The sequence below is a fragment of the Streptomyces sp. NBC_00572 genome (assembly GCF_026341815.1).
Taxonomy (GTDB): domain Bacteria; phylum Actinomycetota; class Actinomycetes; order Streptomycetales; family Streptomycetaceae; genus Streptomyces.
Window position 1 is genome coordinate 409,798 of sequence record NZ_JAPENX010000002.1, and the last position, 15,483, is coordinate 425,280.

Sequence of the window (15,483 nt, forward strand, 5' to 3'; positions counted from 1 at the left end):
GGACAGCGTGACGCGACCGAGAATTCTCGTGGTGGGCGCCGGATTCGCCGGAGTGGCCTGCGTACGGAGGCTCGAACGACGCCTCGCGGAGCGGGAGGCGCAGCTCGCGCTGCTTTCGCCGTTCTCGTACCAGCTGTATCTGCCGCTGCTCCCCCAGGTGGCCGCGGGGGTGCTGACCCCGCAGTCGGTCGCGCTCTCGCTGCGGCGCAGCGAACGGCACCGCACCCGGATCGTGCCCGGTGGCGTGGTCGGTGTGGACACCGCGGCGAAGGTCTGTGTGGTGCGGACGATCGCCGGCGAGTACGTGACCGAGCCGTACGACCATCTGGTGCTCGCGCCCGGCAGCGTGACCCGCAGTTTCGACATCCCCGGGCTCGCCGACCACGCGCGCGGGATGAAGACGCTCGCCGAGGCGGTGTACATCCGCGACCACGTCATCGCGCAGCTGGATCTGGCGGACGCGAGCAACGACGAGGAGGAGCGGGCCGCGCGGCTGCGGTTCGTGGTGGTCGGCGGCGGCTACGCGGGGACGGAGACGGCGGCCTGTCTCCAGTTGCTCACCCACAACGCGGTCAAGCGGTATCCGCGGATCGACCCGAAGCTGATCAAGTGGCATCTGGTGGACATCGCGCCGAAGCTGATGCCCGAGCTGGGCGACAAGCTGGGCGCCGCCGCCATGGACATCCTGACCAAGCGCGGCATCGAGGTGTCCCTGGGGGTGTCGGTGGCCTCCGTGGACGACGACGCCGTGACGCTCACGGACGGGCGGGTGCTGCCGAGCCGGACGTTGATCTGGACGGCCGGTGTCGCGGCGAGTCCGCTGATCGGCACGCTCGGCCAGGAGACCTTCCGGGGACGGCTCGTCGTCTCGGCCGAGATGAGGGTGCCGGGGCTCGACGGGGTGTGGGCGCTCGGCGACGCGGCGGCGGTGCCCGACCTCACCAAGGGCGAGGAGGGCGCGATCTGCCCGCCGACCGCCCAGCACGCGATGCGGCAGGGCAAGGCGCTCGCCGACAACGTGGTCTCGACGCTGCGCGGCGAGCCGACCCATCCGTACGCCCACAAGGATCTGGGTCTCGTGGTGGACCTCGGCGGGCTGGACGGGGTCTCGAAGCCGCTCGGTGTGGAGCTGCACGGGGCGCCGGCGCAGGCCGTGGCCCGGGCGTACCACTGGGCGGCGCTTCGGACCAATGTGGCCAAGACCCGGGTGATGACGAACTGGCTGCTGAACGCCGTGGCCGGGGACGACTTCGTACGGACCGGGTTCCTGGCGTCGAAGTCGGGCACGCTGCGGGATTTCGAGTACACCGACGCGTATCTGACCCCGGAGCAGGTTCTCAGCCACACGGGCGCGTTCCGCGGGGCGGTCGGGACCGGCGGCGGGAACTGACTCCACGGGCGTGTACGGGGCCGGCCGCGATCAGGCCGCAGCCGTCACCCGCTCACCGACTCCACGCGCACGACAGGACGGACACGGGGGCCGGACGCCGACGGCGCGTCCGGCCCCCGTGTCGTGCGCTCAGCGGGCCAGTTCGGGCGCCGGGCCCATCACGATGACGGGTTCCTTGACCGGGTCGAGAGCGCGGATGAGTGCGCGCAGCGACTCGCGTTCGAGGGTGACGCAGGCCTGGGTGGGGCCGCCGTGGTCGACGTGGATCCAGACGCCGCCGCCCTTCTCCTCACCGAGCGGGCGTTCCCTGTCGAGCGGGGTCCGGCCGGGGACGCGGTTGTAGTCGATGGCGATCACATGGTCGAAGGAGCCTTCGAGTGGCTCACCGGAGAAGCCGGTGCCGCTGATGGCGAACTGGTCGTCCTCGTCGTACGGGAGGCGGGAGCCCGGGTCGGGCAGCCGGCCGCCGGCGTCGCCGAGCCGGAAGACCCCGATGGGGCTGCGCAGGTCGCCTGCCGTGTGGTCGGCGGTCCAGCCTCGTAGCGCGTTGTGGGCGGGCCACGGCCCCGCCGACGCGATCCAGCGGCCGCGGGGGTCCTTCTCGTAGAGGGTCGCGGTGGAGGTGTTGTCGTCGGCGGTGGCGCCGGTGACGACGAGGGCCTGGGTGGTGCCGTCGGGGACGAAGGACTGGGTGACGGTGCCGACGCCGGGGATCCGGGGGGCGGGGACGGGGGCGGAGGCGAGGCTGTTCGCCGCCCGACCCGGCCCGCCCATGTCACCCGCCGCGCCGGGCGGGGCGCCTTCGGGGCGGGCGTCGTCGGCGGCGGGCGGGGCCGCGGCGGCCGTCCCGGCGGGTGCGGCGGGGGCGGGTTGCGCGGTGCTCGCGCAGCCGCTGAGCAACAGGGCCGCGCACAGCGTGCCGGCGCTCAGCAGCGCGGGGGCGCCCTTGTGGACGGACATGGACGGATCCTCCTGGCCGGGGGCAATGCGTGGATCCGTACCCGTTCGATGGGCGGCCCTGCGGCAACCCCGGTGCCCTCACCCGTACGGCCGCGTCCACCGGGGTTGCCTCGCGGGCCCGAATGGTGTTGACCCGCAGGGGCGGGGCGGGTTTTCTGCTCCCATGAACGATCTTCGTATCGAGTCGGCGCGGAGCGAGCCACAGCTCGCGGACTGGCGGGCCGTCCACAACACGATCATCCCCACGGCCGTCCTCTCCCTCGAAGAGGTGCGGGAGCGCGCGGGCCGGAACCGGCTGGACGTCGCGTACCTCGGGGAGGTGGCGGTGGGTTGTTCGACGGTGCGGCCGCCGGACGAGGAGACCGCGGCGGCGACCGTGATCGCGCGGACGCTGCCCGGGTTCCGGGGCCGGGGCTTCGGGACCGCGTTGTACGAGCGGGGGCTCGCGCACGCGCGGACGCTGAGCGGCGAGGGCGTGGAGACGGTGGTCCTCGCGTCCAACGAGGAGGGGCTGCGCTTCGCGCTCGCGCGTGGCTTCGTCGAGGTGGAACGGTACGTCCTGCCGGGCGACACGGTGCCGTTCGTGACGCTGCGCCTGGCCTGACCGCACCGCGAAGGTCGCCGACCCCACTAGGAATCTGACGAATCGTCAGATCATCGCGTCACGGGTCTGGGAACCTTCGGGGCCCGGCGCTACCCTCCGCGCATGATTCGGACGGTGGTGTGGGGTACCGGGAATGTCGGGCGCGCGGCGATCCGTGCCGTGGACGCCCATCCAGGCCTTGAGCTCGCGGCCGTGCTGGTCTCCGATCCGGCGAAGGTCGGACGGGACGCGGGCCGGCTCGCGGGGCTCGGCCACGACCTCGGGGTGGTGGCCGTCGACGACGTCGGCGCGGTGCTCGACGGGCGGCCGGGGGCGGTGGTGTACGCGGCTTCCGGCGACACCCGGCCCGACGGGGCGCTCGACGACGTGGCGCGCGCGGTGCGGACGGGCGCGGTGGTGGTCACCCCCGCGCTGTATCCGCTGTACGACCAGCGCAACGCGCCGCCCGAGTTCCGGGATCCGGTGCTCGCGGCCGTCGCCGAGGGCGGCGGTTCGCTCTTCGTGTCGGGGGTGGACCCGGGCTGGGGCAACGACGTGCTGCCGCTGCTCGTGAGCGGGCTCGGCAGCACGGTGGACGTGATCCGCTGTCAGGAGATCTTCGACTACTCGACGTACGAGCAGGAGGAGTCGGTCCGGGATCTGATCGGGATGGGCCGGCCCCTGGAGTACGAGCCGCCGATGCTGCTGCCGTCGGTCCCGACCATGGTGTGGGGCGGGCAGATACGTCTGATGGCCCGCGCGCTCGGCGCCGAGCTCGACGAGATCCGCGAGACGGTGGACCGGCGTCCGCTGGAGTCGACCGTGAAGACCCGGACGATGGGTGTCTTCGAGGCGGGCACGCAGGGCGCGATCCGGTTCGAGGTACAGGGGGTCGTCGGCGGGGAGCCCCGCATCGTGATCGAGCACGTGACCCGCATCCATCCCTCGTGCGCGCCGGACTGGCCGGTGCCGCCGGACGGGGCGGGAGCGCACCGGGTGATCGTCGAGGGCAGTCCCCGGATCGAGGTGACGGTGGCGGCGACCGCCGAGGGCGAGAACCGGTCGGCGGGCGGGAACGCGACGGCGGTGGGCCGGCTGGTCGGGGCGATCGACTGGCTGGTGGCGGCGGAGCCGGGACTGTACGACGCGCTGGACGTGCCGCTGCGGCCGGCGGTCGGAAAGCTGGGAAGGAGACCACGGTGATCATCGACATTCCCGAGGGCCAGGAGCCGATCGGATACGTGTGGGGCGACATGGTCCCGGAGATCGGGACGGCGGCGGCGAACTTCTCGCTGTCGGTGTACGCCCATACGACGCTGGGGCTGCGCGAGTTCGAGGCGGCGCGGCTGCGGATCGCGCAGATCAACGGTTGCGGCTTCTGCCTGGACTGGCGTACCGACCGGGACGGCGTGAAGGTCGAGGAGGGCTTCGACGAGGTCGTCGCGGCATGGCGGGAGACGGAGGTCTCGGAGACCTTCGACGAGCGGACGCGGCTCGCGGCCGAGTACGCGGAGCGGTACGCGCTGGACCATCACGGTCTGGACGAGGAGTTCTGGGAGCGGATGACGGCCCGGTACAGCCAGGCGGAGATCGTCGAGCTGACGATGAGTCTGGGCTCGTGGCTGGCGTTCGGGCGGCTCAACCGGGTGCTCGGGCTCGACACGGTGTGCGTGCTGCCGACGCACTGAGGCGGGACGCAGGAGGGGTCGGCCGGGATTCCGGCCGGCCCCTCCTCGTTCCGATCGATGTCACGGTCGGTCAGAAGTCCTCGGCGACGATCCGTTCGATGTTGCGTTCGGCGAGTGCCGTGATGGTGACGAAGGGGTTGACGCTGGCGTTGCCGGGGATCAGGGATCCGTCGATGGCGTACAGCCCCGAGTAGCCGTGGAGCCGCCCGTGGTTGTCGGTCGCCTTGCCCAGGACCGCGCCGCCGAGCGGGTGGTACGTGAGGTGGTCGCCCCAGATCTTGTACACACCGAAGAGGTCGGTGCGGTAGATCGTGCCCTCCTTGGAGTTGATCTTGTCGAAGATGGTCTTCGCGGCGTCGATGGAGGTCTGCTTCCAGGCCCTGTCCCAGCTCAGGTCGACCGTGCCGGTGGCCGGGTTCCAGGTGAACTCGGCGCGGTGGGGGGTCTTGGTGATGGAGAGGTAGAAGGACGCGTAGGTCTCGATGCCGGTGGGCAGCGGGGCGACCTCGGCGAAGGCTCCGCCCGCGTCCCAGTTGTCGATGCCCGCGGTGGGCATGGACGACTGGAGCTTGCCGGTCGGGTCCCACATGTGGTTGGCGCGCCCGCACATGACGTTGCCGTTGTCGCCCCAGCCCTTGCCGATCTCGTTGCTGAGGGCGGGGAGGGCGCCGGTGGCCTTGAGGCGGGTGAGCAGCTTGCTCGTGCCGACGCTTCCGGCGGCGAAGAAGACCTTGTCGGCGGTGACGGTCTTGCTCGCGAGGGTGGCGCCGGTGGTGTCGATCTGGTCGATGGCGACGGTGTATCCGCCGCCTGCCGCCGGGGTGACGGAGGTGACCTTGTGGAGCGCCGAGACGGTGACGCGACCGGTGGCCGCGGCCTGGGCCAGATAGGTCTTCTGGAGGGTCTTCTTGCCGGCGTTGTTGCCGTAGATGACCTCGCCGTCGAGGGCGGACTTCGGGACGGCCCCGGCGGCCTCCTGCTTCATGTAGTCCCAGTCGTAGACGTTCGGGACGAACACGAAGGGGAAGCCGGAGCGCTGGGCGTGTTTGCGGCCGACGCGCGCGTACTGGTAGCAGGCGGTGCTCTCCCACCAGGCCTGGTCCACCTCGGTGACACCGAGCCCGGCGTTGGCGCGCGGGTAGTAGGTCGCGTACATCTCGGCCGCGTCGACGGTGGGGAGGATGGCCGCGAAGTTCTCGCGGCGCGGTGTGACGGCCATGCCGCCGTTGACGAGGGAGCCGCCGCCGACGCCCCTGCCCTGGTAGACGGTGATGCCGGCGAAGTCCTCGGCGTCGAGGATGCCCGTGTGACGGGGGACGTCCTTGTCGAGGGGGAAGCCGAGGAAGTTGCTCAGCGGCTGCTTGGTGCGGGTCCGCAGCCAGAAGGAGCGATAGTCGGGCCGGGTGGTGTTGGCGAAGATCTTGCCGTCGGGCCCGGGGGTGTCCCAGGCCATGCCCATCTCGACCATGTGGACGGCGATGCCCGCGCGGGCGAGCCGGAGGGCGGCGACGGAGCCGCCGTATCCGGTGCCGATGACGAGGGCGGGCACGTGGGCGCCGGTGGGGATCGGCGTGTCGACGAGGCGGGCTTCGGCATGGGCCGGGGTGCCGTGGCCGACGAGAGCCGCGGCACCGAGAACAGAACCTGTTCCCGCGAGGAATCGACGGCGACTGACGCCGCCGATTCCCCTTGCGGACAGGGGTAGTTCACTCATGTGATGTTCCTCACTCGATGAGCGAATGGGAACATGTTCTACTGTCGACAATCAGGGAAGTCACGAGAAACCGCCGGGTAACTTGAATCCGGCCACCCCTCTCGAACGAACCTCGCCCGATGCCGGGTCAGGCGAGCGCGGGCCCCGGGGCGCCGGTGAGGCGCTCGGGCGTGAGCAGCTGGGCGAGCCGGTCGGCGGGCAGCAGGCCCTTCTCCAGAGTCAGTTCGACGACCCCACGCCCGGTGGCGAGCGCCTCCTGCGCGATGGCCGTGGCGGCGGTGTAGCCGAGGTGCGGGTTGAGCGCGGTGGCGAGGCCGATGGAGTTCTCCACGGCCGCCCGGAGCGCCTCGGTGTTGGCGGTGATACCGCTGACGCAGCGCTCGGCGAGGGTCAGACAGGCCGCGCGCAGGGAGAGCAGGCTCTTCGACAGGGCGTGGAAGATGACCGGCTCGAAGGCGTTGAGCTGGAGCTGCCCGGCCTCGGCGGCCATGGTGATGGTGATGTCGTTGCCGATCACCTCGAAGGCGACCTGGTTGACGACCTCGGGGATCACCGGGTTGACCTTGCCGGGCATGATGCTGGAACCGGCCTGGACCGGCGGCAGGTTGATCTCGTTGAGTCCGGCACGCGGTCCCGAGGACAGCAGCCGCAGGTCGTTGCAGGTCTTGGAGAGCTTGACCGCGATGCGCTTGAGGACCCCGGAGAGCTGGACGAACGCGCCGCAGTCCTGGGTGGCCTCGATCAGGTTGGCCGAGGTGACCAGGGGCAGGCCGGTCAGTTCGGCGAGATTGCGGCGGGCGGTCTCGGCGTAACCGGGGGCGGCGTTGAGCCCGGTGCCGATGGCGGTGGCCCCGAGGTTGATCTCGTGGATGAGCTCGGCGGCCTCGGCGAGGCGGCTGCGGTCCTCCTCCAGCATCACCGCGTACGTGGAGAACTCCTGGCCCAGGGTCATGGGCACCGCGTCCTGGAGCTGGGTGCGGCCCATCTTGACGACCTCGCGGAACTCCAGGGCCTTGGCGGCGAAGGCGTCCTGGAGCACGGCCATCGCCAGGAGCAGTTCGCGGGCCGCGCCGATCGCCGCGATGCGGATGGCGGTCGGGTAGACGTCGTTGGTGGACTGACCGAGGTTGACGTCCTCGTTGGGGTGGAGGCGGTCGTACTCCCCCTTGGCGTGGCCGAGGAGTTCCAGGGCGCGGTTGGCGACGACCTCGTTGGCGTTCATGTTGGTGGAGGTGCCGGCGCCGCCCTGGACGACGTCCACGACGAACTGGTCGTGGAGCAGTCCCGTACGGATCTCCCGGCAGGCACCGGCGATGGCGGCGGCCTTGTCGGCGGGCAGCAGCCCGAGTTCCTCGTTGGCGCGGGCCGCCGCCTCCTTGACGGCGGCGAGCGCGTCGATCAGCAGTGGGTAGACGGAGATCGGCGTGCCGGTGACGGTGAAGTTCTCGGTGGCGCGCAGGGTGTGGACGCCCCAGTAGGCGTCGGCGGGAACGTCCCGGTCACCGAGCAGATCGTGCTCGCGACGGACGGGAACGGGGTGCGGGGCCGGTGCGGGAACCATGGGGTCCTCAGGGTGCGTGGCGCGCCCGGGGGGGGCGCCGGGGTTGCGGTGGGGTGGGGCGTTGCCCGTGGGGGCCGCGCCGAGGGGGCGGCCGTCCGCGTGCGCGGTGGCCGGGTCGACTTCACGGCCGTACGACGACGGGGCGGGCGGGAGCCCCGCGAAGGTTGGCTCCGGCTCGCGGGCGGGCGGGGGGGCGCCGCCCGCGAGCCGGGGTTCTGGGGTGCGCCGGGTCAGGCGCGGGCGGCGACGGCCGAGGCCGAGCGGGAGCCGCCGGTGGCGAGGGCCGGTTCCGCGCGGACGGGTCCGTCGAGGAGGCGGCGCAGAAGGGCGGTGCCGCGGGCGGGGTCGCCCGCGCCGCCGTCGGCGAGGAGCGTCGCGAGGAGGGCGATCCGGGCCTGGGCGGCGCGGAGCGTGCCGGTGAGCAGTGCTCCGGCGGCGACGAGGTCGACGGCGCCGCCCCCGGTGTAGATCTCGGCGAGCGGCCCGGCGGGGACACGGGTGGTCACGGCGACGAGGACGCCCTGGGCGACCGCGTCGGCCACGGCGGCGGCTATCTCGGGGGTCGCGTTTCCCGCGCCGGTGGCGACGAGGACGATGCCGCGGGCGCCGGCGCCGACGGCCGCATCGAGGAGGAAGGGGTCTCCGTCGGAGTGGTGCGTGACGATGGCGACCCGGGGAAGCTGGACAGCGTCGGGGACGTCGGGGTTCGCCTTGTCCGCGGCGGCGGGCAGCGGCAGGGGCGTCGGGCGCTCCGGCTGCCGCTCGATGTCGACGCGGGAGAACCCGACGCGGCCCAGGCGCTCGGCCGAGGGGTCGGAGAAGGCGTCGGCGGCGAGCGTCTGGGTCTTGACCGTGCCGCGGGCGGCGTGGACGCGTCCGTCGAAGACGACGAGGACACCGAGGTCGCTGACGGAGGAGGCGACCTGGAGCGCGTCGTACAGGTTGCCGGGGCCGTCCCCGTCGCCGGTGCCGAAGGGGCGCTGGGCGCCGGTGAGGACGACCGGGCGGGCGTCGGTGTGGTGGAGGTCCAGGAAGAAGGCGGTCTCTTCCAGGGTGTCGGTGCCGTGGGTGATCACGATGCCGTCGACGCCGGGGTCGGCGAGGGTCTCGTGGACGGTCCGCAGGAGGGCGAGCTGGTGGGCCGCGGTGATGCGGGAGCTGTTGACGTTGAAGAGGTCGACGACCTCGACGGTGACGCCCTCGGGCAGCGGGGCGGTGGCCAGGACGTCGTTGCCGGAGGCGTCGGCCGCGTAGCCGGTGCCCTGCCAGCGGCTGGCGATCGTGCCACCGGTGCTGATGACGACGATCCGGCGCGCTCCCCCGTCGTTCGTCCGCTTCATGCCTGCCGTCCTTACTCCGTACCGAAATGGCCCTGCGTCGCAACGATAGGACAGAAGGTGCGCAAGGCGATTGCGAAATCAGCCGCCGTATCGTTTCCGCGTGGTAGATAATTGCGCCATGGACCGAATCGATCTCCACATCTTGCGCGAGCTTCAGAACGACGGCCGGCTGAGCAACCAGGAGCTGGCCCAGCGGGTGGGCCTCAGCCCGTCGCCCTGCCTGCGTCGGGTGCGCCAGCTGGAGCAGGACGGGGTGATCCAGGGCTACCGGGCGATCATCGACCCGGAAGCGGTGGGGCGGGGCTTCGAGGTGCTCGTCTCGGTGGAGGTGCGGCGGGACCGGGAGACGGTGGAGGCCTTCGAGGAGGCGCTCCAGGACGTGCCGGACGTCATCGAGGCGTACCGGCTGTTCGGGAGCCCCGGCTGTCTGCTGCGGATCGCGGTGGCCGACCTCGCGGCGTACGAGCGGCTGTGGATCGAGCGGCTGACGACCCTGACCGGGGTCACCGAGGTCAATTCGCAGATCATCATGAAGCGGATCAAGGAGCCGAAGGGGATGCCGGTGGACGTCCGTGGCGTCTGAGTACTCCTGAGGGCATCCGGGGCGGATCCCCGGGTCCTACGGTTCCGCCATATGCGAGAACGTCATGGAACAGCCTCCTCCCCGTTACATGACAGGTACCTGTCGTGTGCCACTCTCCCGGTGACACGAAGTCAACACGCGTAGAACGGCGGGTTCGTCGAGCCGACCCCCGCCACCCCACGCGCACCGTCCCCCGGGAAAGGGCCCCCCATGTCCGTTGTGCGGATCGGCAGATGGAAGGTGTGGGCAGCGGCCGTCGCCGCCACCCTCGTCGGCGTCACGCTCCCCACGGTCGCCGCCACCCCCGCCGGCGCCACCACCACCGCGTACGACAGCACGTACTACAAGAACGCGATCGGCAAGACCGGCACGACCCTCAAGTCCTCGCTGCACACCATCATCAGCAGCCAGAGCAAGATCTCGTACGACGCGGTGTGGAACGCGCTGAAGGTCGCCGACCAGGACCCCAGCAACACCAACAACGTGATCCTGCTCTACAGCGGGACCTCGCGGAGCAAGAACCTCAACGGCGGCGACGTCGGCGACTGGAACCGCGAGCACACCTGGGCCCAGTCCCACGGCAACTTCGGCACCTCGGCCGGCCCGGGCACCGACCTGCACCACCTGCGCGCGGCGGACGTCCAGGTCAACAGCATCCGCGGCAACAAGGACTTCGACAACGGCGGCAGCGCGGTCAGCGGTGCGCCCGGCAGCTACACGGACAGCAACTCCTTCGAGCCGCGCGACGCCGACAAGGGCGACGTGGCCCGGATGATCCTCTACATGGCCGTCCGCTACGAGGGCGACGACGCCTGGGCCGACCTGGAGCCCAACGAGTCGACCACCAACGGAAGCGTCCGCTTCCACGGCCGCCTCTCGGTCCTGAAGCAGTGGAACGAGCAGGACCCGCCGAGCGCCTTCGAGGAGCGTCGCAACGACGTCATCTACAACACCTACCAGGGCAACCGGAACCCGTTCATCGACCACCCGGAGTGGGTCGAGGCGATCTGGTAGTCCGAGCGTCACAGCGGTGAACGGAGCCGGGCCGGGGTCGTCGTACCCGGTCCGGCTCCGTCGCGTTCCGGGCCGGGCACGTCGGGCGCCGCACACGGACAGGCCTCTACGCCTGACCGCTGAGACCGCCTTCAAACGTCAAATGGCGGATGTTCTCACGCTCTTGGCGCGAACGATGGATGCACCCAAGAGACGTTATCCATCCGTTATAAACGGTCAGTTCGGCCCGTTCTGTTTGCCTTTTCCGTGCGACCTGGCGCACATTTCCGCTCCGGGAGCCGTCGACGCATCTATCACGCCCACGTGTCCACAACAACCCCTCCGGACCAGGAAGTTCCGAGATCCACTGGGTAGCTTCGGCGCCCATGACCCCGTTGACCACTGGCCGTACGACCACGACTCCCCGCACGACACCCCCGACGATCGCGGACGGCGCCGAGCTCTGGCGGATCGCACGCGGCTCGGGGGAACTCGACCTCAACTCGCCGTACAGCTATCTGCTGTGGTGCCGCGACTTCGCCGACACGACCGCCGTCGCCCGTGACTCCTCCGGACGCCCGATCGGCTTCGTCACCGGCTACCTGCGGCCCGACGAGCCGGAGACCCTCTTCGTCTGGCAGATCGCCGTCGAGGGTTCGCACCGCGGAAGCGGGGTAGCCGGGACCCTGCTCGACGCTCTGTCCGCACGAGTGGCGGCCGAGCACGGAGTCAGCCGAGTCGAGGCGACGGTCACCCCGGGGAACCTGGCGTCCGACCGGCTGTTCCGGTCGTACGCGCGCCGGCACGGCGCCGAGGTGACGCAGGAGGTCCTGTTCCCCTCGGCCGCCTTCCCCTCGGCGGGGCACGACTCCGAGGTCCTGTACCGCATCGGCCCCCTCGGTGCCCCGGTGTCCTGACCCGTCGTCCGCGCAGACCACGCTCCCGAACCACACCCTGGAGAAGAGCTTCCGTGACCCTGACCGACATCGCCACGCCCACCGTCTTCGAGACCGTCGAATCCGAGGTCCGCAGCTACTGCCGCGCCTGGCCCGTCGTCTTCGAACGCGCCAGTGGCAGCAGGCTGTACGACGAGCACGGGCGTCCGTACCTCGACTTCTTCGCCGGCGCTGGCTCGCTGAACTACGGCCACAACAACCCGGTGCTCAAGCGGGCTCTCCTCGACTACCTCGGCGACGACGGCATCACCCACGGCCTCGACATGTCGACGACCGCGAAGCGTGACTTCCTGGAGACCTTCCGGGCGACGGTCCTGGAGCCCCGCGCCCTGCCCTACAAGGTGATGTTCCCGGGCCCCACCGGCACCAACGCCGTGGAGGCGGCCCTGAAACTCGCCCGCAAGGTCACCGGGCGGCAGACGGTCGTCTCCTTCACCAACGCCTTCCACGGGATGTCGCTCGGATCGCTCGCCGTCACCGGCAACGCCGCCAAGCGCGCCGGAGCGGGCGTCCCGCTCCATCACGCCATCCGCATGCCCTTCGACGACTACCTCGACGGGCAGCTCCCGGACTTCCTCTGGTTCGAGCGGCTCCTCAACGACGCCGGCTCCGGCCTCGACCACCCGGCGGCCGTGATCGTCGAGACCGTCCAGGGCGAGGGCGGCATCAACGTCGCACGGGCCGAGTGGCTGCGCGCGCTCGCGGAGCTCTGCCGCCGCCACGAGATGCTCCTCATCGTGGACGACATCCAGATGGGCTGCGGCCGCACCGGCGACTTCTTCTCCTTCGAGGAGGCGGGCATCACGCCCGACATCGTCACCCTGTCCAAGTCCATCAGCGGCTACGGCCTGCCCATGGCCCTCTGCCTGTTCCGGCCGGAGCTCGACGTGTGGCAGCCGGGCGAGCACAACGGGACCTTCCGCGGCAACAACCCGGCCTTCGTCACCGCCACCGCCGCCCTCGACGCCTACTGGCGCGACGGCTCCCTGCGCGAGCGCACCCTCGGCCGGGCGGGCCGGGTGGAGCGCGCCCTCCTCGACCTGTGCGCGGGCGACGGGCGCACGGGCCTCTCGGTCCGCGGCCGCGGACTGGTGTGGGGCCTGGAGTTCGCCGACGGGGAGCGCGCCGACGCCGTGTGCCGGCGCGCCTTCGAGACCGGCCTCCTCGTGGAGACCTCGGGTCCGCGCGGCGAGGTGGTCAAGCTGCTGCCGCCGCTGACCGCGACGGACGACGAACTCGACGAGGGCCTCGGCATCCTGGCCCGCTCCGTCCGCCACACCGCCTGATCCCTCTGCCGAACCGGCATTCCGCCGACCCGATGACCCGAAAGGCAGTCGTACCCCATGATCGTCCGTACCTTCGACGAGCTGGAGAACACCGAGCGGCACGTGAGGGCCGCGTCGGGCACCTGGGAGAGCAAGCGCATCGTCCTGGCCCGTGAGCGGGTCGGCTTCTCCCTCCACGAGACCGTGCTGTACGCCGGAACCGAGACCGCCATGTGGTATGCGAACCACGTCGAGGCCGTGGTCTGCACGGCCGGCGAGGCGGAGCTCACCGACCACGAGACGGGCCGCACGTACACGATCGTGCCCGGAACGATGTACCTGCTCGACGGGCACGAGCGCCACACCCTCAAGGTGAAGGCCGACTTCCGCTGCCTGTGCGTCTTCAACCCGCCCGTGACGGGGCGCGAGGACCACGACGAGAACGGCGTCTACCCCCTGCTCACCGAACCCGAGCCCCCGTCCGACGACGTCTGAGCCCGGCACGTCACCGACACCCCTACGCGAACCGACACCCCTTCACGAAAGGAAGCACGCTCCCCCATGCCCTCCGCACCCACTCGCCCCGTCGACCTCTACCCCACCCGTGGCCCCAAGGAGGAACTGATCGGCCGCAAGGACCCCGTCGTGTGGTCCGAGCCCGGTACGGCGGGCCCCTTCTGGGCCCGTGAACTGGAGGAGTACGACCGCGACGGATTCGTCACGGTGGACGAGATCGTCACCCCGGACGAGGTCGACGCGCTCCGGGCGGAGCTGGACCGGCTCGTCGCCGACCCGGCCGTACGGGCGGACGAGCGGGCGGTCGTCGAGCCGCGCTCCCAGGAGATACGTTCCGTGTTCGAGGTGCACCGGATCAGCGAGGTCTTCGGCCGGCTGGCCGAGGACCCTCGGATCCTCGGGCGCGCCCGCCAGATCCTCGGCTCCGAGGTCTACGTCCATCAGTCGCGGGTCAACGTCAAGCCCGGCTTCGGGGCCAGCGGCTTCTACTGGCACTCCGACTTCGAGACCTGGCACGCGGAGGACGGCCTGCCGAGGATGCGGACCGTCTCGGTCTCGATCGCGCTCACCCCGAACCACACCACCAACGGCAGCCTGATGATCATGCCGGGCTCGCACCGCACCTTCCTGGGCTGCGCCGGTGCCACTCCCCAGGACAACTACAAGAAGTCGCTCCGGATGCAGGACGCCGGCATCCCCTCGCACGAGGCGCTGACCACGTTCGCCGACGCCTGCGGCATCCGCCACTTCACGGGTCCCGCCGGATCGGCCACCTGGTTCGACTGCAACGCCCTGCACGGGTCGGGCGACAACATCACCCCGTACCCGCGCAGCAATGTCTTCCTCGTCTTCAACAGCGTCGAGAACCAGCCCGAGGCGCCCTTCGCCGCCCCGGTCCGGCGGCCCTCCTTCATCGCCGCGCCCGCCTGGGACCGGTCATGACCGGTCCCGCGCGCCTCGACCGCCGCGGCTTCCTCGGCAGAAGCGCGCTCCTCGGCGGACTCGCCCTGACGCCCGGGCTCCTGGCGGCCTGCACCCGCACCCAGGTCGGGACGGGGGCGCCCGAGGACGACGGCGCCCTCCTGGCGCGACTGCGGAAACAGGGCTTCGTACGGGTCGGGTTCGCCGGTGAGGCGCCGTACGGCTTCCAGGACGGCGGCGAGCCGGCCGGCGAGGCCCCGACGCTGCACCGCGAGATCTTCACGGCGCTCGGCGTACGCGAACTGCGGCCGACACTCACCGAGTTCGGGGCGCTGATCCCCGGGCTGCTCGCCGACCGGTTCGACGTCGTGAGCGCGGGCATGTCGATCACGCCCGAACGCTGTGCCAAGGTGGCCTTCTCCGCGCCCGAGTTCGTCTCCCCCACCGCCCTGATGGTCCGCAAGGGCAATCCGAAGGGGCTGAGCGACCTGCCGTCCTGCGCGGCGAAGGGCGCCACCGTCGGTGTGCTGACGGCCGCGGTCGAGGCGTCGTTCGCCAAGGCGTCAGGAGTCCCCGACCGGTCGGTGAAGACCCTGGCCAAGCAACAGGACGGTCTCGACGCCCTCCTCGCCGGACGGATCGACGCCTTCGCCCTGACCGCCATCTCGCTGCGCTGGCTCGCGCGGACGAACCGGGACGCCGCGGTGGAGGTGACCGAGGCGTTCGTGCCGGTGGTCGACGGAGTACGGCAGCTGGGCGCGGGCGGCGCCGTGTTCCGGCCCGGCGCGACCGGGCTGCGGGACGCGTTCGACGAGGAGCTCCTGAAGATCACCGGCTCCCCCGACCGTTTCGTGGAACTCCTCGGCCGCTACGGCTTCACCGCGCGCGAGGTGCCGCCCCGCTCCCTCCGGACCGCCGACCTGTGCGCCGGGTGATCGGGGACCGGATGACGGACGGCGGCCGGATGACGGGCAGCGGCCGGGTGACGGGCGCGCGGTTGACGGGAGTTCGGT

Annotated in this window: 15 protein-coding genes; 11 read left to right on the plus strand and 4 right to left on the minus strand. The window is 71.3% G+C overall.

Features of this window, described 5'->3' with window-relative positions:
• Window positions 1-7: 7 nt before the first annotated feature.
• Window positions 8-1,390: an NAD(P)/FAD-dependent oxidoreductase gene (locus OG514_RS34195; protein WP_266901362.1), complete on the plus strand. Its 1,383-nt coding sequence runs from the start codon at window positions 8-10 to the stop codon at window positions 1,388-1,390.
• Window positions 1,391-1,519: 129 nt separating this feature from the next.
• Here OG514_RS34195 and OG514_RS34200 read toward each other — a convergent pair whose 3' ends face one another.
• On the minus strand, window positions 1,520-2,350 hold the full coding sequence (locus OG514_RS34200) for a hypothetical protein (protein WP_266901364.1): 831 nt from the start codon (window positions 2,348-2,350) through the stop codon (window positions 1,520-1,522).
• A gap of 163 nt (window positions 2,351-2,513) precedes the next feature.
• On the opposite strand from OG514_RS34200, the gene OG514_RS34205 reads away from it, so the two are divergent.
• The 3 genes from OG514_RS34205 (at window position 2,514) to OG514_RS34215 (ending at window position 4,621) form a co-directional block, all read left to right on the plus strand.
• On the plus strand, window positions 2,514-2,954 hold the full coding sequence (locus OG514_RS34205) for a GNAT family N-acetyltransferase (RefSeq protein ID WP_266901366.1): 441 nt from the start codon (window positions 2,514-2,516) through the stop codon (window positions 2,952-2,954).
• A 102-nt stretch (window positions 2,955-3,056) separates the two neighbouring features.
• On the plus strand, window positions 3,057-4,136 hold the full coding sequence (locus OG514_RS34210; protein ID WP_266901368.1) for a dihydrodipicolinate reductase: 1,080 nt from the start codon (window positions 3,057-3,059) through the stop codon (window positions 4,134-4,136).
• Window positions 4,133-4,621: a carboxymuconolactone decarboxylase family protein gene (locus OG514_RS34215; RefSeq protein WP_266901369.1), complete on the plus strand. Its 489-nt coding sequence runs from the start codon at window positions 4,133-4,135 to the stop codon at window positions 4,619-4,621. The genes OG514_RS34210 and OG514_RS34215 overlap by 4 nt, the downstream gene beginning before the upstream one ends.
• A 70-nt stretch (window positions 4,622-4,691) precedes the next feature.
• On the opposite strand, the gene OG514_RS34220 is transcribed toward OG514_RS34215, so the two are convergent.
• From OG514_RS34220 to OG514_RS34230, 3 genes are all read right to left on the minus strand, one after another.
• Window positions 4,692-6,335 carry a GMC oxidoreductase gene (locus tag OG514_RS34220; RefSeq protein ID WP_266901371.1) on the minus strand — a complete coding sequence of 548 codons (1,644 nt, stop codon included), beginning with the start codon at window positions 6,333-6,335 and terminating at the stop codon, window positions 4,692-4,694.
• Between the two features lie 127 nt (window positions 6,336-6,462).
• A complete protein-coding gene (locus OG514_RS34225) occupies window positions 6,463-7,896 on the minus strand; it encodes an aspartate ammonia-lyase (RefSeq protein WP_266901373.1) in 1,434 nt (477 codons plus the stop codon).
• Between the two features lie 230 nt (window positions 7,897-8,126).
• Window positions 8,127-9,236, minus strand: a complete 1,110-nt coding sequence (locus OG514_RS34230) for an asparaginase (protein ID WP_266901375.1) — start codon at window positions 9,234-9,236, stop codon at window positions 8,127-8,129.
• Between the two features lie 118 nt (window positions 9,237-9,354).
• Between OG514_RS34230 and OG514_RS34235 the strand changes: the two genes are divergently transcribed.
• The 7 genes from OG514_RS34235 to ehuB all read left to right on the plus strand — a co-directional run bounded on the left by OG514_RS34235 (window position 9,355) and on the right by ehuB (window position 15,405).
• Window positions 9,355-9,819, plus strand: coding sequence for an Lrp/AsnC family transcriptional regulator (locus OG514_RS34235; RefSeq protein WP_266901377.1), 465 nt, complete (start codon window positions 9,355-9,357; stop codon window positions 9,817-9,819).
• Between the two features lie 210 nt (window positions 9,820-10,029).
• Window positions 10,030-10,833 carry an endonuclease I family protein gene (locus tag OG514_RS34240; protein ID WP_266901379.1) on the plus strand — a complete coding sequence of 268 codons (804 nt, stop codon included), beginning with the start codon at window positions 10,030-10,032 and terminating at the stop codon, window positions 10,831-10,833.
• Window positions 10,834-11,198: 365 nt separating this feature from the next.
• Entirely contained in the window at window positions 11,199-11,729 is a 531-nt protein-coding gene (ectA, locus tag OG514_RS34245) for a diaminobutyrate acetyltransferase (protein WP_266901381.1), read from the plus strand.
• 53 nt (window positions 11,730-11,782) lie between these two features.
• A complete protein-coding gene (ectB, locus tag OG514_RS34250; RefSeq protein WP_266901383.1) occupies window positions 11,783-13,054 on the plus strand; it encodes a diaminobutyrate--2-oxoglutarate transaminase in 1,272 nt (423 codons plus the stop codon).
• A gap of 57 nt (window positions 13,055-13,111) precedes the next feature.
• Window positions 13,112-13,528, plus strand: a complete 417-nt coding sequence (locus tag OG514_RS34255) for an ectoine synthase (protein ID WP_266901385.1) — start codon at window positions 13,112-13,114, stop codon at window positions 13,526-13,528.
• A 66-nt stretch (window positions 13,529-13,594) separates the two neighbouring features.
• Window positions 13,595-14,491, plus strand: a complete 897-nt coding sequence (gene thpD, locus OG514_RS34260; RefSeq protein WP_266901387.1) for an ectoine hydroxylase — start codon at window positions 13,595-13,597, stop codon at window positions 14,489-14,491.
• Window positions 14,488-15,405: an ectoine/hydroxyectoine ABC transporter substrate-binding protein EhuB gene (ehuB, locus tag OG514_RS34265; protein WP_266901389.1), complete on the plus strand. Its 918-nt coding sequence runs from the start codon at window positions 14,488-14,490 to the stop codon at window positions 15,403-15,405. Before thpD ends, ehuB begins: the two co-directional genes overlap by 4 nt.
• Window positions 15,406-15,483 lie beyond the last annotated feature (78 nt).

Excerpts from the sequence above, each read along its gene's own strand:
- OG514_RS34230 (WP_266901375.1), bottom strand. The coding sequence starts at position 9,236 with ATGAAGCGGACGAACGACGGGGGAGCGCGCCGGATCGTCGTCATCAGC.
- OG514_RS34255 (WP_266901385.1), top strand. The coding sequence starts at position 13,112 with ATGATCGTCCGTACCTTCGACGAGCTGGAGAACACCGAGCGGCACGTG.
- thpD (WP_266901387.1), top strand. The coding sequence starts at position 13,595 with ATGCCCTCCGCACCCACTCGCCCCGTCGACCTCTACCCCACCCGTGGC.
- ehuB (WP_266901389.1), top strand. The coding sequence starts at position 14,488 with ATGACCGGTCCCGCGCGCCTCGACCGCCGCGGCTTCCTCGGCAGAAGC.
- OG514_RS34205 (WP_266901366.1), top strand. The coding sequence starts at position 2,514 with ATGAACGATCTTCGTATCGAGTCGGCGCGGAGCGAGCCACAGCTCGCG.
- OG514_RS34220 (WP_266901371.1), bottom strand. The coding sequence starts at position 6,335 with ATGAGTGAACTACCCCTGTCCGCAAGGGGAATCGGCGGCGTCAGTCGC.
- ectA (WP_266901381.1), top strand. The coding sequence starts at position 11,199 with ATGACCCCGTTGACCACTGGCCGTACGACCACGACTCCCCGCACGACA.
- OG514_RS34235 (WP_266901377.1), top strand. The coding sequence starts at position 9,355 with ATGGACCGAATCGATCTCCACATCTTGCGCGAGCTTCAGAACGACGGC.
- OG514_RS34200 (WP_266901364.1), bottom strand. The coding sequence starts at position 2,350 with ATGTCCGTCCACAAGGGCGCCCCCGCGCTGCTGAGCGCCGGCACGCTG.
- OG514_RS34240 (WP_266901379.1), top strand. The coding sequence starts at position 10,030 with ATGTCCGTTGTGCGGATCGGCAGATGGAAGGTGTGGGCAGCGGCCGTC.
- OG514_RS34225 (WP_266901373.1), bottom strand. The coding sequence starts at position 7,896 with ATGGTTCCCGCACCGGCCCCGCACCCCGTTCCCGTCCGTCGCGAGCAC.
- OG514_RS34210 (WP_266901368.1), top strand. The coding sequence starts at position 3,057 with ATGATTCGGACGGTGGTGTGGGGTACCGGGAATGTCGGGCGCGCGGCG.